This is a genomic window from Citrobacter sp. wls718, assembly GCF_005280945.1.
GTDB classification, from domain to species: domain Bacteria; phylum Pseudomonadota; class Gammaproteobacteria; order Enterobacterales; family Enterobacteriaceae; genus Citrobacter; species Citrobacter gillenii.
In genome coordinates, this window is sequence record NZ_SZWV01000057.1 from 33,561 (window position 1) to 60,196 (window position 26,636).

At 50.8% G+C, this 26,636-nt stretch carries 23 protein-coding genes; 7 read left to right on the forward strand and 16 right to left on the reverse strand.

The genetic code is table 11. From position 1 onward, the window contains the following. The first annotated feature begins 78 nt into the window (after nucleotides 1–78). The gene (locus FDW95_RS11510) at nucleotides 79–1,827 is read left to right on the forward strand and encodes a sigma 54-interacting transcriptional regulator (RefSeq protein ID WP_115257681.1); all 1,749 of its coding nucleotides are present in this window, start codon (nucleotides 79–81) and stop codon (nucleotides 1,825–1,827) included. Nucleotides 1,828–1,892: 65 nt separating this feature from the next. On the opposite strand, the gene FDW95_RS11515 is transcribed toward FDW95_RS11510, so the two are convergent. Together FDW95_RS11515 and FDW95_RS11520 are read right to left on the reverse strand one after the other, a co-directional pair. Continuing rightward, on the reverse strand, nucleotides 1,893–3,089 hold the full coding sequence (locus FDW95_RS11515; RefSeq protein WP_115257680.1) for a tetratricopeptide repeat protein: 1,197 nt from the start codon (nucleotides 3,087–3,089) through the stop codon (nucleotides 1,893–1,895). A gap of 244 nt (nucleotides 3,090–3,333) precedes the next feature. Then, complete coding sequence (locus FDW95_RS11520; RefSeq protein ID WP_115257679.1) at nucleotides 3,334–3,825, reverse strand: anti-virulence regulator CigR family protein; 492 nt, start codon at nucleotides 3,823–3,825, stop codon at nucleotides 3,334–3,336. Between the two features lie 272 nt (nucleotides 3,826–4,097). Here FDW95_RS11520 and FDW95_RS11525 point away from each other — a divergent pair, with 272 nt between their 5' ends. The 3 genes from FDW95_RS11525 (at nucleotide 4,098) to galE (ending at nucleotide 6,924) form a co-directional block, all read left to right on the forward strand. Further along, a complete protein-coding gene (locus FDW95_RS11525; RefSeq protein WP_115257678.1) occupies nucleotides 4,098–4,733 on the forward strand; it encodes a carbonic anhydrase in 636 nt (211 codons plus the stop codon). Nucleotides 4,734–4,900: 167 nt separating this feature from the next. Further along, a complete protein-coding gene (locus FDW95_RS11530; protein ID WP_115257677.1) occupies nucleotides 4,901–5,839 on the forward strand; it encodes a hypothetical protein in 939 nt (312 codons plus the stop codon). A 68-nt stretch (nucleotides 5,840–5,907) separates the two neighbouring features. Beyond that, the gene (gene galE / locus FDW95_RS11535) at nucleotides 5,908–6,924 is read left to right on the forward strand and encodes a UDP-glucose 4-epimerase GalE (protein ID WP_115257676.1); all 1,017 of its coding nucleotides are present in this window, start codon (nucleotides 5,908–5,910) and stop codon (nucleotides 6,922–6,924) included. A gap of 46 nt (nucleotides 6,925–6,970) precedes the next feature. On the opposite strand, the gene FDW95_RS11540 is transcribed toward galE, so the two are convergent. The 13 genes from FDW95_RS11540 to tctD all read right to left on the reverse strand — a co-directional run bounded on the left by FDW95_RS11540 (nucleotide 6,971) and on the right by tctD (nucleotide 22,470). Further along, nucleotides 6,971–8,368 carry a DUF4832 domain-containing protein gene (locus FDW95_RS11540; protein WP_115257675.1) on the reverse strand — a complete coding sequence of 466 codons (1,398 nt, stop codon included), beginning with the start codon at nucleotides 8,366–8,368 and terminating at the stop codon, nucleotides 6,971–6,973. 30 nt (nucleotides 8,369–8,398) lie between these two features. Continuing rightward, on the reverse strand, nucleotides 8,399–8,806 hold the full coding sequence (locus tag FDW95_RS11545; protein WP_115257674.1) for a hypothetical protein: 408 nt from the start codon (nucleotides 8,804–8,806) through the stop codon (nucleotides 8,399–8,401). A gap of 2 nt (nucleotides 8,807–8,808) precedes the next feature. Continuing rightward, nucleotides 8,809–9,921, reverse strand: a complete 1,113-nt coding sequence (locus FDW95_RS11550) for a glycosyltransferase family 4 protein (RefSeq protein WP_115257673.1) — start codon at nucleotides 9,919–9,921, stop codon at nucleotides 8,809–8,811. 1 nt (nucleotide 9,922) lies between these two features. Beyond that, nucleotides 9,923–11,134, reverse strand: a complete 1,212-nt coding sequence (locus tag FDW95_RS11555) for a glycosyltransferase family 4 protein (protein WP_115257672.1) — start codon at nucleotides 11,132–11,134, stop codon at nucleotides 9,923–9,925. A 14-nt stretch (nucleotides 11,135–11,148) separates the two neighbouring features. After that, entirely contained in the window at nucleotides 11,149–12,138 is a 990-nt protein-coding gene (locus FDW95_RS11560) for a glycosyltransferase (protein WP_115257671.1), read from the reverse strand. Further along, nucleotides 12,131–13,513 (reverse strand): capsular biosynthesis protein, encoded by a 1,383-nt coding sequence (locus FDW95_RS11565; RefSeq protein ID WP_115257670.1) that lies wholly within the window; start codon nucleotides 13,511–13,513, stop codon nucleotides 12,131–12,133. The genes FDW95_RS11560 and FDW95_RS11565 overlap by 8 nt, the downstream gene beginning before the upstream one ends. Next, complete coding sequence (locus FDW95_RS11570; RefSeq protein ID WP_115257669.1) at nucleotides 13,510–14,721, reverse strand: capsular biosynthesis protein; 1,212 nt, start codon at nucleotides 14,719–14,721, stop codon at nucleotides 13,510–13,512. Before FDW95_RS11570 ends, FDW95_RS11565 begins: the two co-directional genes overlap by 4 nt. Then, on the reverse strand, nucleotides 14,718–16,847 hold the full coding sequence (locus tag FDW95_RS11575) for a tyrosine-protein kinase domain-containing protein (RefSeq protein WP_115259905.1): 2,130 nt from the start codon (nucleotides 16,845–16,847) through the stop codon (nucleotides 14,718–14,720). Before FDW95_RS11575 ends, FDW95_RS11570 begins: the two co-directional genes overlap by 4 nt. A gap of 2 nt (nucleotides 16,848–16,849) precedes the next feature. Further along, nucleotides 16,850–17,407 (reverse strand): polysaccharide biosynthesis/export family protein, encoded by a 558-nt coding sequence (locus tag FDW95_RS11580; protein WP_096756031.1) that lies wholly within the window; start codon nucleotides 17,405–17,407, stop codon nucleotides 16,850–16,852. A 1-nt stretch (nucleotide 17,408) separates the two neighbouring features. Further along, entirely contained in the window at nucleotides 17,409–18,695 is a 1,287-nt protein-coding gene (locus FDW95_RS11585) for an outer membrane beta-barrel protein (protein ID WP_115257668.1), read from the reverse strand. Continuing rightward, nucleotides 18,685–20,100 carry an undecaprenyl-phosphate glucose phosphotransferase gene (locus FDW95_RS11590; protein WP_115257667.1) on the reverse strand — a complete coding sequence of 472 codons (1,416 nt, stop codon included), beginning with the start codon at nucleotides 20,098–20,100 and terminating at the stop codon, nucleotides 18,685–18,687. Before FDW95_RS11590 ends, FDW95_RS11585 begins: the two co-directional genes overlap by 11 nt. Before the next feature lie 296 nt (nucleotides 20,101–20,396). Beyond that, a complete protein-coding gene (locus tag FDW95_RS11595) occupies nucleotides 20,397–21,809 on the reverse strand; it encodes a sensor histidine kinase (RefSeq protein WP_096756028.1) in 1,413 nt (470 codons plus the stop codon). After that, on the reverse strand, nucleotides 21,796–22,470 hold the full coding sequence (gene tctD / locus FDW95_RS11600) for a transcriptional regulator TctD (RefSeq protein WP_115257666.1): 675 nt from the start codon (nucleotides 22,468–22,470) through the stop codon (nucleotides 21,796–21,798). Before tctD ends, FDW95_RS11595 begins: the two co-directional genes overlap by 14 nt. Nucleotides 22,471–22,622: 152 nt before the next feature. Between tctD and FDW95_RS11605 the strand changes: the two genes are divergently transcribed. From FDW95_RS11605 to FDW95_RS11615, 3 genes are read left to right on the forward strand one after another with little or no spacing between them, the layout of a single operon-like run. Beyond that, on the forward strand, nucleotides 22,623–23,600 hold the full coding sequence (locus tag FDW95_RS11605) for a tripartite tricarboxylate transporter substrate binding protein (protein WP_096756026.1): 978 nt from the start codon (nucleotides 22,623–22,625) through the stop codon (nucleotides 23,598–23,600). A gap of 14 nt (nucleotides 23,601–23,614) precedes the next feature. Then, the gene (locus FDW95_RS11610) at nucleotides 23,615–24,049 is read left to right on the forward strand and encodes a tripartite tricarboxylate transporter TctB family protein (protein WP_096756025.1); all 435 of its coding nucleotides are present in this window, start codon (nucleotides 23,615–23,617) and stop codon (nucleotides 24,047–24,049) included. 10 nt (nucleotides 24,050–24,059) lie between these two features. Beyond that, nucleotides 24,060–25,574: a tripartite tricarboxylate transporter permease gene (locus FDW95_RS11615; protein ID WP_096756024.1), complete on the forward strand. Its 1,515-nt coding sequence runs from the start codon at nucleotides 24,060–24,062 to the stop codon at nucleotides 25,572–25,574. Nucleotides 25,575–25,670: 96 nt separating this feature from the next. On the opposite strand, the gene FDW95_RS11620 is transcribed toward FDW95_RS11615, so the two are convergent. Beyond that, nucleotides 25,671–26,561 carry a LysR family transcriptional regulator gene (locus tag FDW95_RS11620; protein WP_115257665.1) on the reverse strand — a complete coding sequence of 297 codons (891 nt, stop codon included), beginning with the start codon at nucleotides 26,559–26,561 and terminating at the stop codon, nucleotides 25,671–25,673. Nucleotides 26,562–26,636: the final 75 nt, after the last annotated feature.

A 26,636-nucleotide genomic window follows, 5' to 3' on the forward strand; every position in this document is an offset into this window, starting at 1 on the left:
ATGCGCAAGCCGAGCTGGTCATATTTCGCATATTTATCATTCTCCTTGATAAATTCGCTGCCCAACCGGAGAAGGATCATGATTTCAGTACTCAGTAATATTCAGGATGATATCTGCAATTATGCTGACGCCATTTCCGGTATTACCGGGACCGATGTTGAAATCATTGATGAATCTTTAATGCGCATTGCGGGCACCGGAAAATACCGGCACATGCTCAATGAGAATGTGGCAAAAAATGGCTATATCTATCGCCATGTTCTGCAGGTGCGCGAAACGGTGCTGATCAAAAATCCCGGTGAACATCCGCTGTGCCAGATGTGTGAAAAACATCGCTATTGTTCAGAAATGCTGGATTTGAACGCGCCCATCTTTCTTAATAATCGCGTCATTGGGGTGATCGGGATTATTTGTTCAACCCAGGCACAGCGAGAAACGCTGCTCAGTCAGATTGATAAATTCGTTACCTTCATTGAACAAATCTCCGTCATGATCTCAAGCAAGGTCTTTGAGTGCCTGGAACGCTTACGCGCCCAGGAGACGCTGGGCGCATTCCGTCGCCTGATCGATGCGATGGATCGCGGCGTCGTGGCGATCGATGGTCATGGCCGTATCTGGCATGCCAACCACTCCGCCGATCGTATTCTCAACCGGGAGGTTCAGGGACTCCCCCTCACCATTGAAACCACCGGTGACAGTTTGTATGGCGATGAAGAAGCGTGGCTGACGCTCGAAGGTCAGAAACATCATGTATTGTGCAAACAGATTTCACTCTCGTCACAAGATAACGATCGTTTAACCATGGTTATTTTTCGCGATGCTCATGACTACCTGAGCAGCATGACGATGCCGCCTTATGAGTCCGATACTCAGGTGCGGTTAATTGGTCATTCCCCGTCAATGGAGCAGCTTAGAAGTACCGTAGGGAAAATCGCTAACAGCTACGCCAGCGTGCTGATTACCGGGGAGAGCGGATCGGGGAAAGAAGTGGTGGCATTTGCGATTCACCAGAGCAGTCCGCGTAAAACCGCGCCTTTTGTGACGATCAACTGCGCAGCCATCCCCGAGCAGTTACTGGAAAGTGAACTGTTCGGCTACGTCCGTGGAGCGTTCAGCGGTGCGGACCCCAAAGGACGAATGGGCAAATTTGAACTGGCCAACGGCGGCAGCTTGTTCCTCGATGAAATAGGCGATATGCCGCTGCACCTGCAGGCTAAGTTACTCAGGGTACTGCAGGAAAAAGCGATTACTCGGGTAGGCTCGAATAACACCATCGAAATTGATGTCCGCATTATCGCAGCGACCAACAAAAATATTCACACGATGGTTGAGAATCATCAGTTTCGCGAAGATCTTTTTTATCGTCTGAACGTGGTTCCGCTGGTACTCCCTTCCCTGCGGGAACGACGTGCGGATATCGCCGTCCTCGCCCAGTATTTTGCCGATGAGTTCTCAGCAAGCTACCAACGGCCACCACAAAAACTGCCCGATGATGTGATCAACCGCCTGTATACCTGGCACTGGCCCGGAAACGTCCGCGAACTGCGTAACGTCATCGAATATATTTTTGTCATGCGTGGGGAAGCGACCGGGATCAACGCCAGCCACCTGCCTCCATACCTGCTCACCGCGGCGGACAGCAGAAAACCCGCTATATCGGCACAACCACGTCAGCTTGCCAGTCAGGGAAAACAAGCCGAAAGAGAAGCCATTGAGCGTGTTTTACAGCGTTTTGGCACAAGCGTAGAGGGCAAGAAACAGGCGGCGGCAGAGCTAGGGATCGGCATCGCCACGCTCTACCGAAAAATTAAGCTGTACGGAATGTAAGCCATCTGTCCATGCTCTAAAAAAGAAGAAGCCCGCATAACGCATAACGCGGGCTACATTGTGCATCAGATTTGCGGTTTATATCGATACTGTTCAAAGTATTTCCGCGCCCTGCCATCGGCTTCTTCTAAAGCGGCAGGAGAGAGGTTTTCCCGCGAAGCATCTAGCCCGGCCTGAGCATCAAAGTTTCCGTTAGCAACGGCCACGGCATTCCAGATATAGGCTTGCGCATAGTCCTTATCTACTCCTTTCCCTTCCAGGTACATCCTGCCCAACAATCTCTGGGCTTCCGGACTACCCATTTTGGCTGCGCGCTCAATATGTTCGACGGCTTTCTTGTCATCCTGAGCGACCCCTTTGCCCTCGAGGTACATCAATCCCAGGTCAGTGTGAGATCCCGCATCGCCTTGTGCGGCAGCCTTCTGATACCATTCGAAGGCCTTTTTATCGTTCTGCGCGGTTCCCTCACCTTTTGAGTACATCATGCCGAGCATCCCTTGTGCCAGCACATCCCCCTGGGCTGCCGCCTGCTGAAATAACTCAAATGCTTTCTTGTGATCCTGCGTGACGCCGACGCTTTCTCCCAGGTAATACATCACGCCCAGCACGCCCTGAGACAGCGCATCACCCTGGCTGACGCCCTTACTTAACAGCGCAAAGGCTTTGTTGCGATCCATACCGACGCCATGCCCTTCAAAGTAGCGCCGACCCAGCAGCCCCTGCGCTTTTGCATCTCCCTGTTCAGCGGCTTTACTCAATGCTTTAACTGTGTTGTAACCCTCGGACAGCGACTTTTTACTGTTGAGAGCACGCTGTGCTTCGGGATTCCCCTTATCAACCGCCTGGTGTAACCACTCTATCGCCAGATAGTTTCCGCGCTCGGCAGCGAGGGTGAGCCAGTTGATCGCTTGCTGATTACCCTGTTCGGCTTGATGGTTAAACCACTCAATCACCTTGCCGTCATTCCACCGTGCTCCTTCACCATCAAAATAGACTAAGGCGAGGACGTAACGTGCGTCGGGATTTCCCTGCTCAGCCGCGCGGGTCAACCACTCAACGGCCTTCGTATCATCACGCGCAACACCTTTTCCTTCGCAATACAGGGTTCCAAGGTAGTACTGCGCCTTTACATCCCCCGCCTCGGCCCCTTGCTGTAAAACAGCCATCGGCTCTTTGTTCCACTCTTTTGCATATCCTTGCGATATTCCCGCGCCCCATAATAAGCCAATGAAAGTGAAGGCGAGGAGAGGCCGAATGTTCATAAAACAGAATCCTTGTTAAGAAAAATACACATGATGGAGAAGACGCTTCAACAATCCAACGTATTTGGCTGGCATTGCGATCTACATCAGAATTATTAACTATATACTGCATAAGGATGAGAAATACCCCCCTTAAATTAAGTTGATTCTCACTCACTTATCCACGAAGGAAATCAGGACGGGTCAAAGATAATAAAAAAGCCACGACTTATCGTGGCTTTTTGCGTTCACACCGCATCTACAATTAGTCAAACACCCCGTTAATCACCGAGGTCACAATCGCGGTGCTCAGCGCAATCAGCACCAGATTGTCGCCCACCACCTGCCATTCGTAGCCGGGGTAATAGGGCAATTGATTGAGCATCGAGGCCGGAACGTTCTTCTTCGCAATACCCGGAGGCAGCGGCTTGCCACGCGCCAGATTTTTGGCGATGCCAGGAGGAAGCGATTTATACCCGGTCAAACCGTATCTGACCGCATACTGTCTTGCCACATTAAAGCTAATATCGCTATCAACATGATCCGGCTTGCCATAATTTTTACGTTGTTCAGATTGCTGATTGTTTTTTGAACCTGAATTGCCTTTCTGACTATTACCGCTATTACCCTTGTTACCATGATTACCGCTGTTACCGTTCCCGTTTCCGTTACCCGGGTTAGCGAATGCAGGCATGGCGCACATCGTCATCGCAGCAACCGCGACCAAAGCGGTTGCTAAAGTACGAAACCTGGACATGATGATTCCTTAATATGGAGGTACCTTTAAAAGGTACGATACTTCGTAAATGCCAGCCATCTCTATAGTTCCGATTTATGTGCAAAAAAAGCGGTCCCTGCCTTGAGTTAGAACAGTGCCGCCTGATCGAGTAAGAGTAAGGCTGTTACCGGTTCATCAGGCATAGATATGCCCTGACCGGCTATAAATACTTCCTCTTCTCTGCGCGAGTGTTAAACTGGAAAGTGTGATCTTCATCATAACCTGCTTAAACAGAGAAAAGAGACACTGCTATGCAACATATCATTGAGGGCTTCCTCAACTTCCAAAAAGAGATTTTCCCTCAACGTAAGGAACTCTTTCGCAGCCTGGCCTCCAGCCAGAATCCTAAAGCACTTTTCATCTCCTGCTCAGACAGTCGTCTGGTGCCAGAACTGGTTACGCAGCAAGAGCCAGGACAGCTTTTCGTTATCCGCAACGCGGGCAATATCGTCCCTTCTTTTGGCCCGGAACCGGGCGGTGTATCTGCCACCATCGAATACGCGGTCTTGGCGTTAGGCGTGACGGATATCGTTATCTGTGGGCACTCCAACTGTGGTGCGATGAAAGCGATTGCTGAAAGCCAGAGTCTGGATCCGATGCCTGCGGTCGCCCACTGGTTGCACTACGCCGATGCGGCGAAAGCGGTAGTCGAGAAGAAAACCTGGGATAACGCAATCGACAAAGTGAATGCCATGGTGGAAGAGAACGTTATCGCTCAACTGAATAATATTAAAACGCATCCGTCTGTCGCTGTCGGACTGCGTAATAATGCGCTGCGTCTGCACGGTTGGGTGTACGACATTGAAAGCGGTGAGATCCGTACGTTGGATAAAGACAGCAAAACGTACGTTTCACTGGCAGACAATCCGCAGGTGCATTTCGAGTAAAATCTTTATCTGGAGCAAGGATGCTCTGGCAACGTCACGCCGCCCCTTCCCCCCGCCACTCGTTCCGTAAGTGGACAAAAAACGCGCTTGCGACTAGCTTTTAAACTAACCGTTAATGTTGCTGTATGGCACCCGGTGAATTGAAGCGACAAAAGGAACTCGTGCGAATGCAGGCCAAATATAAAAAAATAATAAATATGCTTTTTTATCATGAGTCGTGGGACATCATGATTATCAAGGATAATGGTTCGCATACCTTTCCTACTAACACGTTGGATATACTGAAGCGTACCCCTGCGCAGCAACTTAAAAAGAAACACACCTTTCAGGCCGATCCTTTCATCATTGAAAGAGATAATAAAGTTTATATTTTTTATGAGGCTTTACGCTTCCGTAATTCGAAGGGGATCCTACGCTGCCGTATACTCGATGCCGACTTAGCGGAACTCGATGATGTGAAGCTCGACGGTTTCGATTATCTAAAATGCCATTTATCCTTTCCTTTTGTATTTGAGAACAATGGCCAGCTCTTTATGATCCCTGAGTCTTCAGAAAGAAAAGAGGTTATTTTATTTCAGTGCGTAGATTTCCCGCAACGCTGGAAGGCGATAAACGTTTTAATCTCGGACGAAGCATTAACCGATAACGTATTTTTTGCACTACACGGTGCCTGTTATCTGTTATCGACGACAATGAATAATGAGCTGATGATCCATACTGCCGAGAGCGTGAGCGGTCCGTGGCAGAAAATCACGCCCACCATGCAGTTGAGCAACCTGCATCAGCGAGGCGCCGGGGCGCCCCATAACATCGGCAATACACTGTACTTCCTCACTCAGGAATGCACGCCTGAAACCTATGGAAAATCAATTTACATCAAAGCATTAGTTACGCTAAACGCATTTTCTTTTGATGAAAAACTAATTGCACAGGTCAATGCCACCATCAACCAAAGCGACGGTGTACATACCTTAAACTTCACGAATAACTATCTTGTCTACGATAGTAAAATAAACACCTTTAGTTTTTTATCGATACTCAAAAAAATATCTTATAAGTGCATGGTGAAATTCAGAAATTTATCTCTTACCCGACGCCACTCATAGCCCTGTATTTATAGCCGTGGCCTTGGTGAGTCAATAATCTTTTTCATAAGATTTCCTCTGGAGGCTGTATGGCAATACTTGTCACAGGTGGCGCAGGTTATATTGGTTCACATACCGTGTTGACGCTTCTCGAAAGAGGTGATGAAGTTGTGATCATCGATAATCTCACGAATGCCTCACAAACATCATTACATCGGGTCGCAGAACTCACCGGAAAAGAACCCACAGTTTACATTGCCGACGTTCTGGACAGAGAGGCATTAAAAACGATTTTTTCACACCATGACATTAGTGATGTCATTCATTTTGCTGGGTTAAAATCAGTTTCAGCATCCATAAAAGAACCCCTCGCGTATTATAATAACAATGTCACCGGAACGCTGGTTTTACTGAGTGAGATGCTGACTGCGGGTGTTCACAGCCTAATCTTCAGCTCTTCCGCAACGGTCTACGGAGATCCGGAAAGCGTGCCGCTCAGCGAACAATCGCGCACCGGGGGAACAACGAATCCGTATGGCACCTCTAAATTAATGGTCGAACAGATTCTGGCGGATTTTTCCCACGCACACCCTGAGTTTCGCCTCACCTGCCTGCGCTATTTTAACCCCGTCGGTGCCCATTCCTCAGGCCGAATTGGTGAGGATCCAAATGGTATCCCCAACAACCTGGTTCCCTATATTTCTCAGGTCGCGATTGGCAAGCTTGAAACCGTGTCGGTGTTTGGCAATGACTACCCAACCCCGGATGGCACTGGGGTACGTGATTATATTCACGTGATGGATCTGGCAACCGGCCATTTAGCGGCTTTGGATTGCCAGAATAAAGGTCCAGCCTATAAGGTGATAAACCTCGGTACCGGCATCGGCTATTCGGTGATGGATCTTATTGCCGCTTTTGAAAAAGCGGCTCAACGAAAAATTAATTATCAGATAGTTGCACGAAGACCCGGGGACATCGCCGAATGTTGGTCTGACCCGTCACTGGCGCGCGAAGTACTGGGCTGGCAGGCTACCTATACGCTTGATGACATGATGCGCGACACCTGGAACTGGCAGAAAAATAATCCTGATGGTTATCACGCTTAACACCCATCAACAATGAGCCTGCGGGTAGGCTCATTGTTGCTAATGGTTAACGCGCCGTGATCGTCGACACACGATACCATCCGCTGCTCTGCTTCCCTTCATTGGCAAAGTTAATTCTCGCGGCGCCCGACTTATCCACGATCGCCACTTCAATGGCGTATTTTCCTCTCGGTAACGCACCGGGCATAGGGAGTTGATAATTCAGCTGATGTTGACCCGGCAGCCAGCGACGAATGTCTTCCGGTGAATTCCCCTGAACAACAACATTGTTAGCATCATTAATAATACGAAATGACAGGGTGTAAGGAAGGTAAATCGGCGCAACGCCGTCATTATACCAGGTACTGATCAGCGCCAGGCTGCGACCATTTTCCCATACTGACTCATGGCTCAGAGAGGCCAGACGAAAGCGATAGCCCAACCTGGTCAGTGCATCATCGACAATCGGCCGATACTCACTGGGCACCGTTCGCGATTTCAGGTTGATGGTATTGGCATGATGCTTCACCGCCCAGTCAAAAATCCCCTGTACCTCTGCGCGCGTATAATGAAAAAGGTTCTTCCAATCCAGCATATACGAGCAAATTTCCAGACTCACCGGCGATCGTTTCCAGGCATCGTTTAATCCCGAATAGCTGCGCTGTGCGGCCAGCAATCGTTGCGGGTAATCATCTGCCATGTGATTCCAGTCATTGGAAAACACACGCAGGTCGCCCCAGCAGTCCGCGCGCCATCCAGCCCCTCGCGCCACCGCATTGGCCAGGCTTTGCCCACCACTCATCAACATAATTTTTGGCGTTACGGGAAATGCAGCAAAGTGCATAGCGACGTAGCGATCTAGCTGCTCGGTGGTATATCGTTCCAGCAAGGGTTGCAGCACATCTTTCGGGAAGTTGCTGTTATGCCATTCTCCCCACGATCCCACCATGCCAATATCGACAAACGCCAGGTTCTGATTACCATCGTAGCGCTTGCCAAAAGCGTTCAGCAGACGTTGGCTGTAGGCTATAAACAGGGGATCGTCGAGATCCGGGATAAAGGTTTTATGATCGGGCGTCCATTTTCCTTTCACCCCTTTTTTAATCAGCCAGTCGGGGATCTGCGAGCCGCTTTCAGGCTCCGCAAGGGCCATAAACCGCAGCCCCACGTTCATCGCGGGCCGATGCGCCGCCGCATATTTGAAGGCATCATCAACCAGCGCAAAATTGTATTGGCCTTCCACTGGCTCCAGTTCCCGCCAGTAGAAGCGTTCATATTCAAACCCGGTATTAGGGTAATCCGCCAGGCCCAGCGTTTCACCATAACCCTGATGAAAACTGGCCACCCCAATCCCGGGGTTCGTTAGCGGACCGGTTACGGCTTTGGGAGTGACGGTGGTTAATGCAGCCATGGCCGTCAGCGGAAAGAACACACTCAATAGCGCCAAACCCCATTGACTCTTCATCGCCGTAACGCCTCCAACCGTTGGTTAACGCTAGTGGTTTTTCAGGCTTAGCCACCAGTCCCAAATACCCACATGAAAATTCTGGAACACATCAATACCCAACGCGGATTTGATCATATACAGCGTCAGCAATACGCAGCAGGTAACGAACAACACAACAAACAGCAGTAACAATGCGATCAGGATATTGGATAGCGTCGATTCCCGACGATGCCAGTGACGTAAATCCCTGCCAAACAAAAAGACCAGGTAAAAACGTTTACCGAAAAAGGGAAAGCTTCTACGAATATCAACCTGGTGTCTCGATCCCAGGGTAATAGCAAGGACCGCTTTTTCGACTCCGTCTTTTTGTTCGGCGGTCAACCCCTGCGAGATCTTCTCATCCAGTTGAGCATAAAATCGTTCAATGACGGGCGGTCGGTTCTGAGAGTTGGGCAAAATTAACCTATATCTTTATCAATAGCGTGATAGACGGTGACTGTTTGTCTGGCGATTTCATGCCAGTTATAGTTTTGCAAATATACACTATAGTCAACGCTATTTGCTGTCGCCCATCTCGCCATTTTCCCGGCCAGACTCGCCAGATTACCCACCTGAAAATACGCCTCTGCGGGTAACTTGACCTCCAGATTCGCCGGAATATCGCTCACCACCGCAGGCAGAGAAAATGACATTGCCTCCAGTAGCGCTATCGGCAACCCCTCATGATACGACGGCATGACAAACAGTTTTGCCTGCGAAAACACCGCCTGAAGTTCATCGCCGCGTAAAAATCCGGTCATCACCACACCTGGCGTATCAGCGGCCTGCTGTTTGAGACGAATACTGTATTCGGTCGGGTGATCCGCATCGCCAATTAACACTAATGGCATCGTCAAACCACTTTGTTGGTAGGCTGAAATGGCATCATGCATGCCTTTTTCTTCCACGAATCGCCCCACCACCACAAGATAGTTTTTCGGCTGGAGACCATAACGCGACAGCGTCTGGTGAAGGGTATGTTCTGATAATGTTCGCGGTGCGTTCACGCCATTGTGAATTAAATGCGCATCATAGCGGCGATGCTTATTCTGGATAAGCTGATTAATAACTTCAGATATTACAATCACTTCATTGGCATATCTCACTGCCCAGCGTTCACCGAGCAATAATATTTTCTTTGCCACATACCCCCATTTCTGGCGGTCATAGTCAGGTCCATGATGGGTGAAAACGACCTTCTTGCCCAGTAACCGCAATACCGGAACCACTAATCCCGGACCAATAGCGTGGACGTGCACGATAGTCGAGTGGTCAAAAAAGGTGCTGAACGCGGCTAAAACGGAATGAACAATCGCTTCCAGCGAGCGTTTTTTAGGTGCCCACAGCGCATGGGTTTCGACATTCTTATACGATGAACGGGTGTAATTCACGTACGGCGAGCGGGCGATAACACAAATATCAACATCGCATAGCCGTTTAATTTCCGGATAAAGATGTTGGCAGTGCGTTTCCACCCCACCCAATACATCGGGAATACCGCGCGTGCCAAATACCGTTATTTTTTTACGCATATTATGGCCTGCCCAGCAGTTCTTTATACAGTGCCTGCAACGTTTCCATATGACCACTGAGCGCATATTTATCACTCAGCCGTTGACGTCCATTGATGCCCATTACCCGTGCTTTCTCCGGGTCTTCGACCAGCGTATCCATCGCCTCTGCCAACGCCTGCGCATTACCCGGCGTAAATAATATCCCTTCAATACCATCGCGAATTTGTTCAGGGATCCCGCCAATACGTGAGCCAATGACCGGCTTACCTAATGACATTGCCTCTAACACCGCCATCGAACAGTTTTCATAACATTCCGAAGGCAGGATCACCGCCCGGGCATGTTTAATCAGTTGGTCCAGGGCTTCCCCTTGTTGTACATAGCCTAAAAAATCCACGTCCGGATATTGGGCAATCAACTCGTCATGTAACGGGCCATGACCGACAATTTTCAGCGGCGCCGGGTTACGCATTTTCTGGTGAGCGGCCAGCAACGTAGCCACCCCTTTTTCCCGGCTCAGGCGGCCTAAGTACAGCATATAACCTTCATCACCAGTCGTCTCCACGGGCCGGCTGTCATCTACGCCATTGACGATGACATCGATACGCGAATGCGGCAGCACACGTAGCAAAATGCCGCGTAAAAATGCGCTGGGGGACACGATCACATCCAGCGCCTGATAATTTTGTGCAATGTATTGCCAGGTAGCCTCTAAAGAGAGCAGTAAACTCCTGGCGGCAGACCCTTCCTGACAGCGGTATCTGAAGGCATTGAAGACGGTCCCGGTAATACAGGCATCGCACACTTTCCCGTCGCGTAGCATTGAGTATGAAGGACAGACAATTTTATAGTCGTGGGCGGTCAGTACCGTTTTACAGCCAAAATTGCGTGCGACTTTAATTAGCGCTGGCGTTAGCTGATGATAGATATTATGAAAGTGAACGATATCCGGGCGTTCTTTTTGCAGCAAGACCTGCATTTTTCGACAGGCTTCGGCGTTATGAATAAAGTTAACCGCCGTTTTAATACCGCCTAACAGGTTACTGTCTGTATGGTAATCAACATTTTTGACAAAAAAATCCGCATACTCCGAGGGGAAATTTTTCTCATGCTGCATCGAAAAATCAATCACCTGCACGCCGGCCTTTTTCAGCATCTCGCGTTCCTGAAAATAAACCGTTTCCGCCCCGCCCTTTATAAAGAAAAACTTGTTAACCAATAAAATTTTCATTTCATCCGCTCTTTTTATTGTTGAATGATTTTACTGTTGGGCGGCGTCAGCGGATCGCGCACAGGATGAAGACACCCTTTCAGCAATCCCACGGAACGGACAATCATATTAATGACGCTTTGAACCCCATCGCTGAGAGAACGATTTTGCACAATTTTCCACAGTGTGAACGCCAGTAATGGCAGCAACACCAGGGTAATAATGCTGCCGTTGACGGTGACCAGTGCGGCAAGCAAGATCAACAGATACAGCGCAAATACCGCCTCATTTTTGACCATCTTGAGGGCGCGGGTGAAATACGGTGTTCCAAAACTACAGCGCAACAGCTCTCCCGGCGCCTGGTAATAGCCGCTCAACCACCGATGTTTCAGCATCTTGAAGGTCGGCAGGGTGTGTGACGTATGGCTAAAATAAGGGATATCCAGACGACGCAGTTTGTAGCCAGCATCGGTTAATCGCAGCCCCAGCTCGGCCTCTTCATAGGCGTGCAAATTCCGGTTGGTCAGATAGCCAATCTTTTCAATCGCCGCGCGACGATACAGCCCGCCGCCGCCTAAATGGTCACAATCGCCCACGGGATAGATCTGGTTAATGCGCTGTTTACGGGATTTGAACTCATAGTTCACGGCATCATCCATTTCGACGGTTCCCGCCACGCCGGCATACTCTTCATGCGCCTGTAAAAAGGCGACGGCCCGATCGACAAATCCCTCTTCCAGCGCCATATCGCCATCCATCAGCAGCAGATATTCGCCTTCGCTATAAAGGTAGCCCAGCTGGTGTCCGACACCGCAGCAGCGATCGCCCGGCTCCGTTAATGACACCACCGTCACCCCTTTATTCACCGCCAGTTGCTGGGTGCTATCTGTCGACAGGCTATCAGCCACAATAATTTTATGCGGATATCCCACCAGCTGTCGGCGGATGCTGTCGATGGTTTTCTCAATACCTTTCGCTTCGTTGAGCGTTTTAATACTCACCGAGATAAACGGGATATTATCCATACCCTCCTCCTGTGCTGCGAAGAACGGTGCGACGAATCACTAAGCTTGAACCGAGCGATAAATAAAACAGGAACTGTAGCATCGGCGTTATCATCAGGATTTGGCTATAAGGTAAGCTCACTAAACACGCGATCGCAAAAGCGTTATACGCTGGCGCAAAGCTCAACAGTTGCAGATCCTGCGCGTCCAGTTGTTCAAGCGCCAGTACCGGTTTCGGCTGACACACTTTTAGAATATAAATAAACAGACCGATAAACAGCAGCGTGCCAATCACGCCAATTTCCCACAGCAGCATACTCAGCGACGTGGAGTCCAGGATCAGGTTATAAACAATATTCAAAAACCCAGGTGATACCGAACTTCCGCTGTTCGTCGCATTCAGGCCGTAGCCAAATAGCGTACCGGACAGTCCCCACAGATCGTTATTTTTAAGCCAGAACAGAAACGTCGTGAAGCGGCCCAGTTCACCGGTCGACATGATGTAGTTGGGATCAAAGATATAGCTGAGTGAATCGATAAAAACGCTAAAGGCGCTTTTGGTCGGATCGCCGCCAAAAGCAGACGAATAGTACCAGGCCAGAATCATCACCGACAGGCCGATGAGTACCAGCATGCCAATAACAATCAGCAATAACGTTTTGAGATTGATTTTACTGACGTCTTTAACATAGCTCGGCGAAATCCACACCCAGGCCAGGAACAGCGGTGAAAGCAGGATGACAAACTTCACTTCACCAATAATACACAGCCCAAATCCAAGAATAATATGTAGCGCCATCGATTTAAACGTCGTCAGCCCGTGTTTATATTCCGAGAGCTTAAGCAACATAATCAGCAGGCAAAATAACCCCATTGCCGCCGTATTACCGCCGCCCATTGGGTCGCCGCCGAAGGTCCCGACCACCGAGTCCCATTTTTCCTCTTCGCCGCGCTGCGCCACGCGCTGGGGAACCACCAGTAATACCTGATAAATCATCACCGGGACCTGGGCGTAAAACACCCAATACAGATAGCGTGTAGCCCGATAAATCTGTGATTCCCGGCAGAATCCCAGCAGTAAACAGATCATCACCAGCGACAGTGCTATCTCGTTTTTAAAGGCCACAATCGCGACGGTTACCCCGCCCTGCAGCAGGGTTGAAGCCCCAGCCAACAGCAGAAAAGAGAAATACAGCGCAAGAATAATGGTCTCCTGGGCATCCAGATACAGCGGGCTCTCACGCGTTTGCATCACCATTAATCCGACCATGAGCAGCGTCAGGAAAAACGGGATCCACAGCACCGACTGCATACCGGTAAAATATTGCACCAGTCCACACAGGATCAGCGTGATAAAGGTATAGGCCTGTAAATAATATCCGGTATTCAGGGTCATAATATCACCGGCTTGTCTTTCAGCAGATTGGCGCGCTGGTTCATTTTGAAATAAATAAACCCATAGCGAATAAATGTCAGCGCAGAGAACAAGATGACTGACGTGGCATAGTCTTTATAAAAATAGGGCACCACCACAAAAGCGACTAACACAATCGCCAGCTGTTCGAGCTGAATACGCAAAAAATAGCGATGGGAGCCAAAAATAAGTTCAATTACCGTGAGTGGGCTGATTGCCAGCGCTGGGAACAAATAGGGCAGCATATAGCGGGATGTCTCAATGGAGTTAATCCAGTCCTCGCTAAACCCCAGCCGCATCACGATGGGATAGAAAATAAACACCCCGAGCGTACAAACCACCCCAAGCACTAACAGCAGCAAACGCACCTTTGTATATTCCTGATAATTAAAGGTGTTATTTCTGAAATCAATAGACCACTTGGAGAAAATGGTATTGCGCACCGCATTGCCGATGATCACCACAGGTGCCAGACAGAACCGACTGACGACGGAAAAATAGCCCGCCGTCAGCGCCGAGAACCAGAAGTTAATCAGCATAATCGGTAAGTTGCTGCTGGCCATCGCCAGCACCTCAGCGCTGCCGACCTTGCTGATGTGATGAATGTTTTGCTTAAAAAATCTCCAGTTATTCAATGGATGCAGATGCCCAGACGTCACCGAGCGGATATCAAACGAATGCAAAATACAGCTCGATGTCAGTAGGATCATCGCGCACGCCCACGACCAGTAAAAGGTCTGTACCTGATGCGTGAGCAGTACCGAGAGCACCACCACTACCGAAACCGAAATACGCTGAAAAATCAGAAAATAAAAATTGGCCGTGCGCAGCGATAAGTTTTCTGAGATTAACGCCCACGCCGTAGAGAGCGTCAATAAATAGAGAAACAGGATATTCTGGTGAAACAACCACGCAGTCAGTACAGCGTAGGGCAACGCAATCAGCGTGCTTTGCAGCAGGCAAAACACCACATTTTGCGCGAGACTGTCGTCCTGCTGCTTAGGAATTAACAGCTGTGAGGCAAAGGTGCAAACCTGCGCCCCCACCACGGCAATACTGTAGTTAAGCGCATAAAGCCCAACTTCGGCCATGTCATACTTATGTGAGATCAACCAGATAGACAGCGCACCAATCAACTGCGAGATGATTGATGAGCCAGCTATCGTGGATGCGCTCTTCAGTAGACTCATACGCGGCCTGGTGTCGTCAACAGTTGGTCAGTGCTGAAGTTCAGTGAACGCAGCCCTTCTTGCGTTTCGAGGTTTTTTTCTTCCACCCCGTTCAACACCGCGCCAATTACCACGCCCTGATTATCCTCAATCTTATCCAGCGCGCTGGCGATCGTCTGTGCCGTCCCCACACCGGCTTTCACGATGAAAATAACCCCGTCGGCAGCGCGCTTAATCAGCTGAATATCCTGGCTCTGATTCACCGCCGCCACATCAATAATAATGCGCTGATAGCGCGACTTCAGCTCGCGCATCAAAGGCTCTACATTTTCCGACGACAGCATCAGTAAAGAGGAGATAGTGGACTTACCTCGCGGGATAAAATCAAGATTCTCATGTATCGTCATCCGCGCGTTCTCCAGCACGATTTCGCCCCGTAGCAGCTCCGCCATGCCCGCAGATGCCGGCGTGGCGAGTTCATTCGTCAGGCCATCGTTATTAAAGAAGTCTGCATCAATGAGTAGCGTTTTCTGATCGAAACTAAAGGAGCTTGCCAGCAAATTGGCCAGCAGGGAACGCCCTTCACCGTGCCCGGCAGACGCCACCGCAACCGTCTGTAATGGCCGGCTATCCAGCATTATCCGGGTACGAATACCGTGAATAATGTCGGCATTCAGCGGGTTCTTCAAAATCATATCCCGTACCTGCGCGCGCCCGGTTGTGCCGCTAAACCGGCGGATTTCACCCAGCGGGGTGACGTTAAGGCGTTGACTCATACGGCTCAGGGTGCGAATGGAATTGTCCATTGCTGCTTTGACGATGAAGTACATGATGCTAAACACCACCGCCATCAGGACCACCATCACCAACAGCAATGACTTATTCGGTTTTACCGGTTTTAACGGCGGCACCGCTGGATCGTACAGCACGGCATCTGCATTGACACCGGACAACGACAGTTCCTGAGTGCGCTGATACAGCGATTTATACAGGTCCTCCATTTTGTCTAACGACAGTTTCTGGCTGTTATAGCCATCTCGTTTGGACGCCATTTGCTGGAAGATCTCTTTCTGCTGCGCCACCTGCTGCTGATAATTCTTTTCATCCGCCAGCGCGGCCAGATATTGCTGACGTAAGCCAACTTTCAGTTCGCCCAGCACCCGCCCGGTTTGACTTTGGATCGACTGAACGTCGGCTTCCGCTTTTAAAATCGTCGCGTGTTTCGGCCCATACAGTTTTCGCTGTTCCGACAGCGCGCGCTGCGCCTGAATCAACGCGATACGTAAGTCCTGAATCTGGGCGTGGTCAGAAACCGAGGGCAAAGAAATGATGCTCTCAAGGGTTCTCCCCCGGCCATTCACTTCGTTATAGACCGACTCCGCCGCAACCCGACGCTGGGTCGCATCGGCCAGACGATTAGTCACAATACTAAGCTGCTCGGTTTCAAAACCGTCAATACCGCGAAAGGTCAGCAGCCCGGCATTTTTCAGGTAGCCATCCATCGTCTCTTTTTGCTTCACGATCGCAGCCTGTAGCTCTGCCATCTTTTCCGCATTCAGCGCCTTCGCGTTCTCCACTTTCTGCCGTTTTTGCTCAACCGTATAGTTGATGAAAGCCTGCGCGACGCCGTTGGCTATCTCAGCCGATTGCTGTGCTGAGGGTGACTCATAGGAAATAGAGGCCAGATTGGTCGTGCGAATGCCGATGACCTTCAGATGTTGAGATAATGTCTTCAGCGCCTGATCGACTCTCTGTTGTTGATTATCCCCGCTATTAGCCCCCGCTGCGGCCAATTTATTGCCAGTAAAATCGGGATTTTCATCCAACTTCAGGTCGCGTACCGCCTGCTCGAGGATAATGCGTGACTGCATCAGCGCATATTGCGTTTCGTAATATCCGCTGCGCGTTGAATCAAAACCATCCACCTGTGGAAACGGCGAAACGTTATCGGCTTGTGCCTTAATCAGCACCGTCGCCGTCGAGACATACTTTGCTGACATCATGCTGATCAAGGGATACGCCACCACTCCGGCGATAATTCCGGTTAGCGCAATTTTCCAGGCGTTCTTTTTAAGTTCTTTGGCAAAGCGGGAGAGTTCGACTGCGTTTTCTCGCTTTTTGCCGTTTTCCACTATAGAGAGTTTCATCATTAGAAGAACCCCATGCCAATGATCACAACGTCACCTGGACGCACCGAGTGCGTTAAATCCACATTCTCCAGCAGCTGATGACTGCCCGCCTGGCGAATATTGATATCTTTACGGTCAGCGCGATCGGTAAATCCGCCCGCCTGAGCGATCGCTTTCTCCACGGTAAGCCCCGGCTCATACGCGAAAGCATTAGGGCTTTTCACTTCGCCTGATACGTAGTATTTACGAAATTCAGCGACGCTAACCGTCACCATGGGATTAACCATATATCCATTACGCAAGCGTTGCGTTAATTCCGCAGTCACCTGGTCCGGCGTTTTCTCTTTTAATGCGAGCGTGCCAATATAAGGGAAATTGATGGTTCCACTTTTATCGACGATAAATTTCATGGTCATCTCGGGTTCGCCGTAAACCACAATATTGACCGTATCCCCCGCACCAAGACGGTAATCCTCTGCGCTTGCTGCAGGGTCGTCCGTTAATGGTGGCCTGGACGTTGCGCATCCGACCAACAGGATACTGAATAGAAAAAACGCGCACAGTTCTATTATTTTCATTTTAGATCTGAACCTTAGCTGTAAGCATAATCATAGAATTATCATAACCTAGCGTTCTGATGACTTCCTGATTGTCGTTGGGACCGATATAAAACGAGTCAGTATCCTTATTAGAATTCAATGTATCTAACTGATATTTAATTGCAAAATTCACTGACGGCGTGTAGTCATAGCTCATAGTTACGCTAAATACACCCCTTTTATCATGGCGATCCTTGTTCTGTTTTTTATAGTCCTCCATGGTGTATGCATAGTCGAGGAGGGTAGAAAAGCGATTACCCAACCAAAAATGCTGGTAAGAAATCCCATATTCAGTAACTAAAATATAGCCACCAACTTCCGACGGGTCTTTAATACTTTGCGACGAACGCGCGGTGAAAACAGACTGCTGTAACGGTTTCCACTCCCCTTTTATATCCCAGTTTAGACCATTAAAATCATGCGAATTTGGATCGTTTTCAAATGTTTTGTACAACCATGAAATATTCATGTCGACATTCGTTTTACCCGTCAACTGCGATTTCAGGCCGTAAAGCAAATAGTATTCATTACTGTCTTTTTCTGAGTTGTTATCGTAATGACGCTGGTTAGTAATAAAGCTATAGCGAAAACGTGTTCTCGACGTGTACTGGTCAAATATCTCCGCAACCAGGCTATTTTCATGCCATTCCTGCTGCTGAATGTAAGTGTAAAAATCTTCACTGGTATCCTGAACATCCGACGTATTACCGAACGTCAGCTTTTTGTATAACAACGCCAGTTCCGCTTTACCGCGCCCATCCGGCGCGCCGTAGCTGTAACGCAGTTCACTGTTGATAAAATTGGTCGTCAGTGGAGATTTAATCCCATACTGGCGAAACTGGCTTGGCAAAAAACCCTCAGTAATATCGCGACCACGATCTTCATGCCCAAGCGAATCTTCCAGATTCAGGGTTAGGCCGTGCATTTGTCCGTAACGCCAGGCACCGTTAAAACGGAAAAAATGATCGTTGTAGTTATCCGCAGAATCGCTGGAGTAGTGGCGATAATCCCCCGAATACATCAGCAAATACGTATCCTGACCGCGCTCGCCGATCATACTCAGCACGGGCGCAGCACTCTGAAAGGCGGAACCTTTCGCATCGCGGTTATGTGGCTGATATGTCACGTTATCATCATAACCATAATCCGCAGCAACCTTGCCCTGGAAGTCGATCCCCGCAAAGCCAATGTGTGATTTCGGTGTCAGATCAGCCCATGCGGACTGCGATATCACGATCCCGGTAATAACGAGTATTTTAGTATGCATTCTTACCGACAAATCCTTTGAAAATAGTTTTAATAATAATTTTTATATCCAACCATAATGACCAGTTTTGAATATATTCAATGTCATACTGGACACGTTTTTCCATCTTATAGAGCGCATCGATTTCCCCACGAAACCCGTTAATCTGCGCGAGACCGGTGATCCCTGGCTTCACTTTATGGCGGATCATGTAATTTTCGACCTGCTTACGGTACTGCTCGTTATGCGTAACCGCATGCGGTCTGGGACCGACAATCGACATACTGCCCTGCAACACATTAATAAATTGCGGCAGTTCATCGAGCGAGGTGCGACGTAAAAAACTACCGAATTTCGTCACCCGTGGATCGTTCTTCGTAGCCTGAATAACGGTGTCAGAATTCTCCATCACCCGCATTGAGCGAAACTTCCAGACCTTAATTTTTTGCCCACTCAGACCATAGCGGTCTTGTTTGAAAAATACCGGGCCGCGCGAGGTGAGTTTGATCCCAATGGCGATGACTAACATCAGTGAGGAGATCATCACCATAATGAGACTCCCGAGTACCAGATCTTCAGTCCGCTTAATAAACGATCCTGCACCTTCAAACGGCGAGCTAAAAATGCCGATGGTTTGCAGGTTGTGGATCGAGCGCAGCTTGGACATATTGTTACTGTAGGTATAAAAGTCAGGCACAATATAGGTATCGACCGTGGTATCAGACATCATCGCCAAAAAATGACGAATGCGCTGTAACGCCACCATCGGTAGCGCAATATAGATCTCATCTATATTCCCATTTTTGGCTTCTTCAACTAAATTAATGACCGAGCCGCGAAAGGGGCTTTTTATTTTATCAACCACATCGCCACAACGATCTGGACTGCGCTCATCATAAAATGCCAGGTCTAACTTGATGTTGGCGTATTCCGTAGTCAACGCATTTTCCGCCGCCAGACCATTCTCAGTCAGGCCAATAACGGCAACACGCACATATTTTTTTGTTGAATATTTAAAAAGAAAAAAACGAATAGAATAGAGAAAAGGCAGTGGAATAAAATACCAGTAGATGATGGCAGAGCAAAAAGGAGGTGCCAGAGGCTCGAGGTATCCCAGTGACTCAGGTTCAGCTACCGTCATGCTCAGCAGTTCGTTAAAAAAAATAGCCAGCAGCGTGCACGAAATCAGCCGTTTCTGATTACGTAAACCAATGGTTTTTATCTTTTGCTGATACATTTTAGTGTATTCAGCAAACAACAAAAACATCAGCGAGAAGATCACACTGAGGATAACAATCGTCGAAAACGGCACTATGCCTAGCAGATGCGCGCTAAAAATTAACGTAATATTGATGACAAGGAAATCGACCAGTTTTAAAAAGACTGGATATCCTTGACTGCTAATCTTTAGCGAATTCTTAAGCATATCTCAGCCTATTATCGGTTGATCTTTAATTGTTTTTTTCTCATTTCATATTGTTAATTATATCACAAGCTTAAAAATCGCAATGTTGGACTGTCAGTAAATGTAAAAATAAATATTACAAAATGTGACGATGATCGCAAGTGAAATTTACATCATTATGATTTTATTGCGTATTAAATTTTATAACATTTATTTTTTATTATTAGAAAAGATGATTACCTGCGAAAAATATATTATTGACAGTTAACCATTCATCGACTAGCAAAATAGGTTATACCTGATTATTTTTAGCTGCTTTAACCCGCGACGCATAAAAACCGCACCCGTACGCTTAACCCTCCCAGAGTTTCACTGCGCGACAGTTGTGGGTGCGTGCGGTGCAGGCGAGCAATATCATTGACCAGCGCCAGCCCAATCCCCGCCCCGGGAACATTGTCCACATTATCCAGGCGATGAAACGGTAACAGCGCCTGATGCACCCGATCGTCATCAATACCGGGGCCACTGTCTTCAACCACCAGCACCACGCTTTCTCCCTCGCGCAGCAGGCGGGCGGTGACCATTCCCTGTGCAGGCGTGTATTTCAGCGCATTATCCAGCAGATTTCCGCACAGTTCGCCGAGCAAAACATCATCCCCTTCAATCCACACCGCCTCTTGTTCCCCTTCATAGCCGAGATCGATGGCTTTGCTGCGCGCCTGCGCCAGGCGGGTAAAACAGCTGGTTTGCACCACCTCAAACAGATTGACCGGTGAAAAGTGTCTTTCTCCCTGCTCTTTGCGCTTCACGGCAGAAAGCTGTAACAATCGCTCCGTCAATTGAATGGTGCTGTCGAGCGTAGTGCTCATGGCCTGTAAACTCTCATACCACTGCTGCGGCTGCGGGCTAGCAAGGGCTACCGCAGCCTGCGTTTTTAGCACCGCCAGCGGGGTTTTTAACTGATGAGAAGCATCTGCGCTGAACCGCTCCTGGCGCGATATCAGTGCGCGTAGCCGGTCAATGTAGCGATTGAAGGCCACGATCAGCAAACGAGTTTCCGACCACGGCAGCAACTCCGGCAGTGGCGTCAGCAGCCCCGGCTCGCGGCGTACCATCAATGATGACAGCTGGCGCATCGGGCGTAATACCCGTCGCAGCAGCCAGCCGACCAGCACCAGCGTCAGCAGTACCAGCAACCCCTGGGATACCCAGGATGAGAACAGCAGCTGTCGCGCCAGATAGCGTCGTGATTGCAGCGTTTCGGCGACATAAATCTCCGCCATACCGACAATCCCGCCTTCATTCACCGGCTGGAGCAGGCGTGCCACGCGAATAGCCTCCCCACGATATTCAGTATGATAAAACCACGCCAGCGCCGGGTATAGCCGGGTGCGCGAGGTGGAAGGCGGCATCGCCGGCAAATCGTCATAGCCGGAAATGACCTTCCCCGTCGGATCCACCACTTTGTAGTACAGCCGATCGTTCATGTTCAGCTCAAAGCTGTCCAGTACCACCCACGGTACGTTGACTTCCAGGCGTTTATTGCGCACCACCAGCCGCTCGGATACCGTTCTCGCCGATGAGAGCAGCGTCCGGTCATACGCCTGAGTCGCCGCCTGCAGGGCACTGACATAGCTGTTAAACGCCGACAGCCCCCACAGCAGTAGCAGCGGTAAGCCAAGGAACATCAGCAGTTGCAGATACAGCGACTGCGGCTTAACCCACTTCATCACTGCGCTCCAGCACATAGCCCAGGCCGCGCAGGGTCGCGATACGCACGTCGCTGCCGTTCAGTTTTTTACGCAAACGGTGGATGTAAAGCTCAATACTTTCGGGGCTGACCTCATCGCTCAGGCTGAAGACCTGTTCAAACAACTGCTGGCGCGAGACCGGACGCAACCGTCGATACATCAGCACCGTCAGCAGCGCCTGTTCGCGCGGCGTCAGCGCCAGCGGTTGTCCCTGCAGCAGAAAATAACCCTCATCATGAAACGCCAGCTCACCGAGTTGCTGTATACCCTGCACTTGCCCCGCGCTACGCCTCAGCAGCGCCCGCAGCCTGGCATCCAGCTCTTCAAGCTCAAACGGTTTTGCCAGGTAATCATCCGCACCGGCGTTAAGCCCTTTTACCCGATCCGCCACCGCACTACGTGCTGTCAGCAGCAAAACGGGAAGTGTTTGCCCGCGCTTACGCAGCCGCTGAACCACCTCAAGACCGTCCAGCCCAGGCATATTGATGTCCAGCACCGCCAGCGCATAGGTTTCACTGTGTAACAGGTGATCGGCCGCCAGACCATCAAACACGCAGTCAACGGCAAAACCGTTTTGCACCAGCGCTTTCTCCAGCCAGTGAGCGAGCTCACGGTTATCTTCCGCTAATAAGAGACGCATATCACATCCTGTAAAGTTTCTGCCGCATTGAAAGGGAATTGAAAGGTTAATGTTTTAACAATCACGCAACCGAACTGCTACACATCGGCTCACATAATCACAAAAATAATCTTCCGTACCCGAAATCCGGTCATCCGGCGTGAGGATAAATAATGAAAAAACAATTACTTCGTACCCTTACTGCAAGCATGTTACTGATGAGTACCTCTGTTCTGGCGGAACAAGCGCCTTCACGCACCGAATGTATCGCCCCGGCAAAACCCGGCGGCGGTTTTGACCTCACCTGTAAGCTGATTCAGGTGAGCATGATGGAAACCGGCGCCATCGAAAAACCGATGCGCGTGACCTATATGCCTGGCGGCGTCGGGGCGGTCGCTTATAACGCCATCGTCGCCCAACGTCCTGCCGAAGCCGGCACCGTGGTGGCCTTCTCCGGCGGGTCGCTGCTGAACCTGTCGCAGGGTAAATTTGGCCGTTACGGCGTCGACGATGTGCGCTGGCTGGCAAGCGTCGGCACCGACTACGGCATGATTGCCGTGCGCAACGATGCCCCATGGAAAACGCTGAAAGACCTGCTGACGGCCATGGAGAAAGATCCCAACAGCGTAGTGATTGGCGCCGGTGCCTCTATTGGCAGTCAGGACTGGATGAAGTCGGCGCTGCTGGCGCAAAAAGCCAACGTCGATCCGCATAAGATGCGTTACGTGGCGTTTGAGGGCGGCGGTGAACCGGTCACGGCGCTGATGGGCAATCACGTGCAGGTGGTCTCCGGCGATCTCAGCGAGATGGTGCCCTACCTCAACGGCGACAAAATCCGCGTCCTGGCGGTGTTCTCCGACCAGCGTTTACCGGGTCAGTTAGCCAATGTGCCCACCGCCAAAGAGCAGGGATATGACCTCGTGTGGCCGATTATCCGCGGCTTCTACGTCGGACCCAAAGTCAGCGACGCCGAGTATCAATGGTGGGTTGACGCCTTTGCCAAACTCCAGCAAACCGATGAATTTAAAAAGCAACGCGATCTTCGCGGTCTGTTTGAATTCAACATGAGTGGGCAACAACTCGACGCCTACGTGAAGAAGCAAGTCACCGATTATCGTGAGCAGGCAAAAGCCTTCGGTCTGGCTAAATAAGCGCAGGGGCAACAATGATGAGCGATCGTATTTTTGCGGGTATCTGGCTGTTGCTCTGTATAGCCGGGCTGTTCGTGGCCTGGCAAATAACCAGCGAATACAGCTATGAGCCGGTCGGCCCGCGTCCCTTTCCGCTGGGCATTATCGGCCTGATGTTGCTGTGCGCCGTGGCGTTACTCCTGCGCCACCCGGACACCATCAGTTGGCCTCGTCGCCACGTACTGCAAAAGCTGCTGACGATGGTGATTATTCTGTTTATGTACGCCTGGGGATTCGAGTGGCTGGGCTTTCCCATTGCCACCGCCATTCTCACCGTGGTGATTGGCCTGCTGTTCGGAGCCACCATCCCGGCGGCGGGTATTTCCGGGTCGGTTCTTGGCATTCTGCTGTGGTATGCCTTCGATCGGCTGCTTGACGTCACCTTACCTCTCGGCGCCTGGCTGAGTTAACGGAGAAACGATGGATACCTGGATATATCTTTCTCAGGGTTTTGCGGTGGCGATGACGCCTGAAAACCTGGTCATTGCGCTGATCGGCTGTTTTGTTGGCACCATTGTCGGGCTGTTGCCGGGGCTAGGCCCCATTAACGGCGTGGCGATCCTGCTGCCGCTGGCTTTTGCGTTGCACCTGCCCGCAGAATCCGCGCTGATCCTGCTGGCGACCGTTTACATCGGCTGCGAATACGGCGGGCGAATCTCGTCGATTTTGCTGAACGTGCCCGGCGATGCCGCCGCTATTATGACCGCCCTCGACGGCTACCCGATGGCGCAGCAAGGACGCGGCGGCGTGGCACTCTCTATCTCGGCGGTCAGCTCTTTCTTTGGCTCGCTGATCGCCATCGGCGGCATCATTCTGTTTGCTCCGGCACTGGCTCAATGGTCGCTGGCCTTCGGTCCGGCAGAATACTTTGCCTTAATGGTCTTCGCCATTGCTTGCCTCGGCAGCATGATGGCGCAAAACCCGCTGAAATCCTTTCTGGCAGCGCTGATCGGTCTTGGCCTTGCGACCGTCGGCGTAGACGCCAACACCGGGGTATATCGCTTCACCTTTGACAGTGTCCATCTCTCCGACGGCGTGCAGTTTATCGTGGTGGTGATTGGGCTGTTCTCTGTCTCAGAAATCCTGTTAATGCTGGAACATACCAGCAGCGGTCAGGCGCTGGTACGTAAAACCGGCCGCATGATGTTCAACGCCAAAGAAGGTGCGCAATGCGTGGGCGCGACGCTGCGCTCGTCGGTGATAGGCTTTTTTGTCGGCGTGTTGCCTGGCGCCGGGGCGACCATCGCCAGCGCCATCACCTACATGACCGAGAAAAAGCTCAGCGGTAACAGCGACAGCTTCGGTAAAGGGGATATTCGCGGCGTTGCCGCACCGGAGGCTGCAAATAACGCCTCGGCCTGCGGCTCGTTTATTCCGATGCTGACGCTCGGCGTGCCTGGCTCCGGCACCACGGCGGTGATGATGGGCGCGCTTACGCTGTACAACATCACCCCGGGCCCGGCAATGTTTACCGAGCAACCGGACATCGTCTGGGGATTGATTGCGGCACTGCTGATTGCCAACGTGATGCTGCTGGTGATGAACATCCCGCTGATCGGTCTGTTTACCCGCATGTTGACCATCCCGCTGTGGTTTTTGGTGCCGGCCATCGCTGCGGTCTCCGCTGTCGGTGTGTACGCGGTACACAGTACGACGTTCGATCTGGTGCTGATGGTCGGGCTCGGCGTCTTCGGCTACATTTTGCGTAAAATGCACTTCCCGATGTCGCCGTTGATTTTAGGCTTTGTACTGGGCGAAATGCTGGAGCAGAACCTGCGCCGCGCGCTGTCAATCAGCAACGGCAGTATGGATATTCTGTGGGCCAGCGGCGTGGCAAAAGTCCTGCTGGCGATGGCGGTGATGGTTATCGTGATCCCACCGGTGCTGCGCCTGATCCGCAAGCGCAACCGCAAACCGCAGGTGGATATCGGCTAATAATAGGCCGGATGGGGCGCTGACGCGTCTAGTCCGGCCTACAATAGCTACCTCCCGTAGGCCGGATTAGCGCAGCGCCATCCGGCATTTTTATTTTCAGCGTAACCCCTGCGTGCCTTCCAGCATATGCTCGACAAACTGCGTCAGTTTCGGCAAGGGGCGTAAATCCTGACGCCACAGCAGATGAATCGGTCGCGGCTGTGGCGTAAAGCCCTCCAGCACTCGAACCAGTTTGCCGCTGGCAAGCTCGTCCGCCAGCAACACTTCCGGCTGCAACAGCAACCCCGCGCCCGCCACCGCCGCCATGCGCAGACCGTGACCATCGTTACAGCGCAGGATCGCATCGCGTTTCCATCTGACTTCACCTTCCATACCCGGCAACGTCCATTCGTTACGCGCCGTCCACACCGTGTGGGACAAGCACAGATGGTCTACCAGATCTGCAGGCGTCCGGGGCGTACCGTAACGCGCCAGATAGTCAGCTGACGCGCAGATCGCCATACGGTACGGGCACAGATATTTCGCCACCACATCCGTCTGGTGAATATCACCAATGCGGATCGCCAGATCGACCCCCTCGTTCACCAAATCCACCATCCGGTTAGTCAGATCCAGTTCAATACGCACCTCGGGCCAGCGTTGTAAAAAAGCCGCGGCCAGCGGCGAAACGACACAGGCGCCAAAAGACGTGGGCGCGCTGATGCGCAGCGTCCCCACCGGTGCCAACCGCAGTCGTTCCACCGAGCGTTCGGCTATCGACACCTGTTCCAGCACCCGCCGGGCTTCCTCAACATAGACGCGCCCGGCGTCGGTCAGACTTTGCCGACGGGTGTTGCGCTCCAGTAACCGTGTACCGAGCTGCGCTTCCAGCAGTGCGATATATTTCCCTACCATCACCGCCGACATTTCCAACCGCGTTGCCGCCCCGGTAAAGCTGCCGCTTTCCACCACGGCGATAAACGTTTCCATGCCGCGAAGCTTATCCATATTACAAACCCCTGGTTAGCAATCATCTAACTTTTAGCCAGTTTATCCGATTTCATTTTCATTAAAGAATAGCGG

Coding starts and splice junctions, on each gene's coding strand:
- FDW95_RS11520 (WP_115257679.1), bottom strand. CDS start 3,825: ATGTCCAGGTTTCGTACTTTAGCAACCGCTTTGGTCGCGGTTGCTGCG.
- FDW95_RS11595 (WP_096756028.1), bottom strand. CDS start 21,809: ATGAAGTGGGTTAAGCCGCAGTCGCTGTATCTGCAACTGCTGATGTTC.
- FDW95_RS11575 (WP_115259905.1), bottom strand. CDS start 16,847: ATGAAACTCTCTATAGTGGAAAACGGCAAAAAGCGAGAAAACGCAGTC.
- FDW95_RS11510 (WP_115257681.1), top strand. CDS start 79: ATGATTTCAGTACTCAGTAATATTCAGGATGATATCTGCAATTATGCT.
- galE (WP_115257676.1), top strand. CDS start 5,908: ATGGCAATACTTGTCACAGGTGGCGCAGGTTATATTGGTTCACATACC.
- FDW95_RS11585 (WP_115257668.1), bottom strand. CDS start 18,695: ATGCATACTAAAATACTCGTTATTACCGGGATCGTGATATCGCAGTCC.
- FDW95_RS11605 (WP_096756026.1), top strand. CDS start 22,623: ATGAAAAAACAATTACTTCGTACCCTTACTGCAAGCATGTTACTGATG.
- FDW95_RS11615 (WP_096756024.1), top strand. CDS start 24,060: ATGGATACCTGGATATATCTTTCTCAGGGTTTTGCGGTGGCGATGACG.
- FDW95_RS11590 (WP_115257667.1), bottom strand. CDS start 20,100: ATGCTTAAGAATTCGCTAAAGATTAGCAGTCAAGGATATCCAGTCTTT.
- FDW95_RS11570 (WP_115257669.1), bottom strand. CDS start 14,721: ATGAGTCTACTGAAGAGCGCATCCACGATAGCTGGCTCATCAATCATC.
- FDW95_RS11580 (WP_096756031.1), bottom strand. CDS start 17,407: ATGAAAATAATAGAACTGTGCGCGTTTTTTCTATTCAGTATCCTGTTG.
- FDW95_RS11560 (WP_115257671.1), bottom strand. CDS start 12,138: ATGGATAATATCCCGTTTATCTCGGTGAGTATTAAAACGCTCAACGAA.
- FDW95_RS11515 (WP_115257680.1), bottom strand. CDS start 3,089: ATGAACATTCGGCCTCTCCTCGCCTTCACTTTCATTGGCTTATTATGG.
- FDW95_RS11555 (WP_115257672.1), bottom strand. CDS start 11,134: ATGAAAATTTTATTGGTTAACAAGTTTTTCTTTATAAAGGGCGGGGCG.
- FDW95_RS11540 (WP_115257675.1), bottom strand. CDS start 8,368: ATGAAGAGTCAATGGGGTTTGGCGCTATTGAGTGTGTTCTTTCCGCTG.
- FDW95_RS11565 (WP_115257670.1), bottom strand. CDS start 13,513: ATGACCCTGAATACCGGATATTATTTACAGGCCTATACCTTTATCACG.
- tctD (WP_115257666.1), bottom strand. CDS start 22,470: ATGCGTCTCTTATTAGCGGAAGATAACCGTGAGCTCGCTCACTGGCTG.
- FDW95_RS11610 (WP_096756025.1), top strand. CDS start 23,615: ATGATGAGCGATCGTATTTTTGCGGGTATCTGGCTGTTGCTCTGTATA.
- FDW95_RS11525 (WP_115257678.1), top strand. CDS start 4,098: ATGCAACATATCATTGAGGGCTTCCTCAACTTCCAAAAAGAGATTTTC.
- FDW95_RS11550 (WP_115257673.1), bottom strand. CDS start 9,921: ATGCGTAAAAAAATAACGGTATTTGGCACGCGCGGTATTCCCGATGTA.
- FDW95_RS11620 (WP_115257665.1), bottom strand. CDS start 26,561: ATGGATAAGCTTCGCGGCATGGAAACGTTTATCGCCGTGGTGGAAAGC.
- FDW95_RS11530 (WP_115257677.1), top strand. CDS start 4,901: ATGCAGGCCAAATATAAAAAAATAATAAATATGCTTTTTTATCATGAG.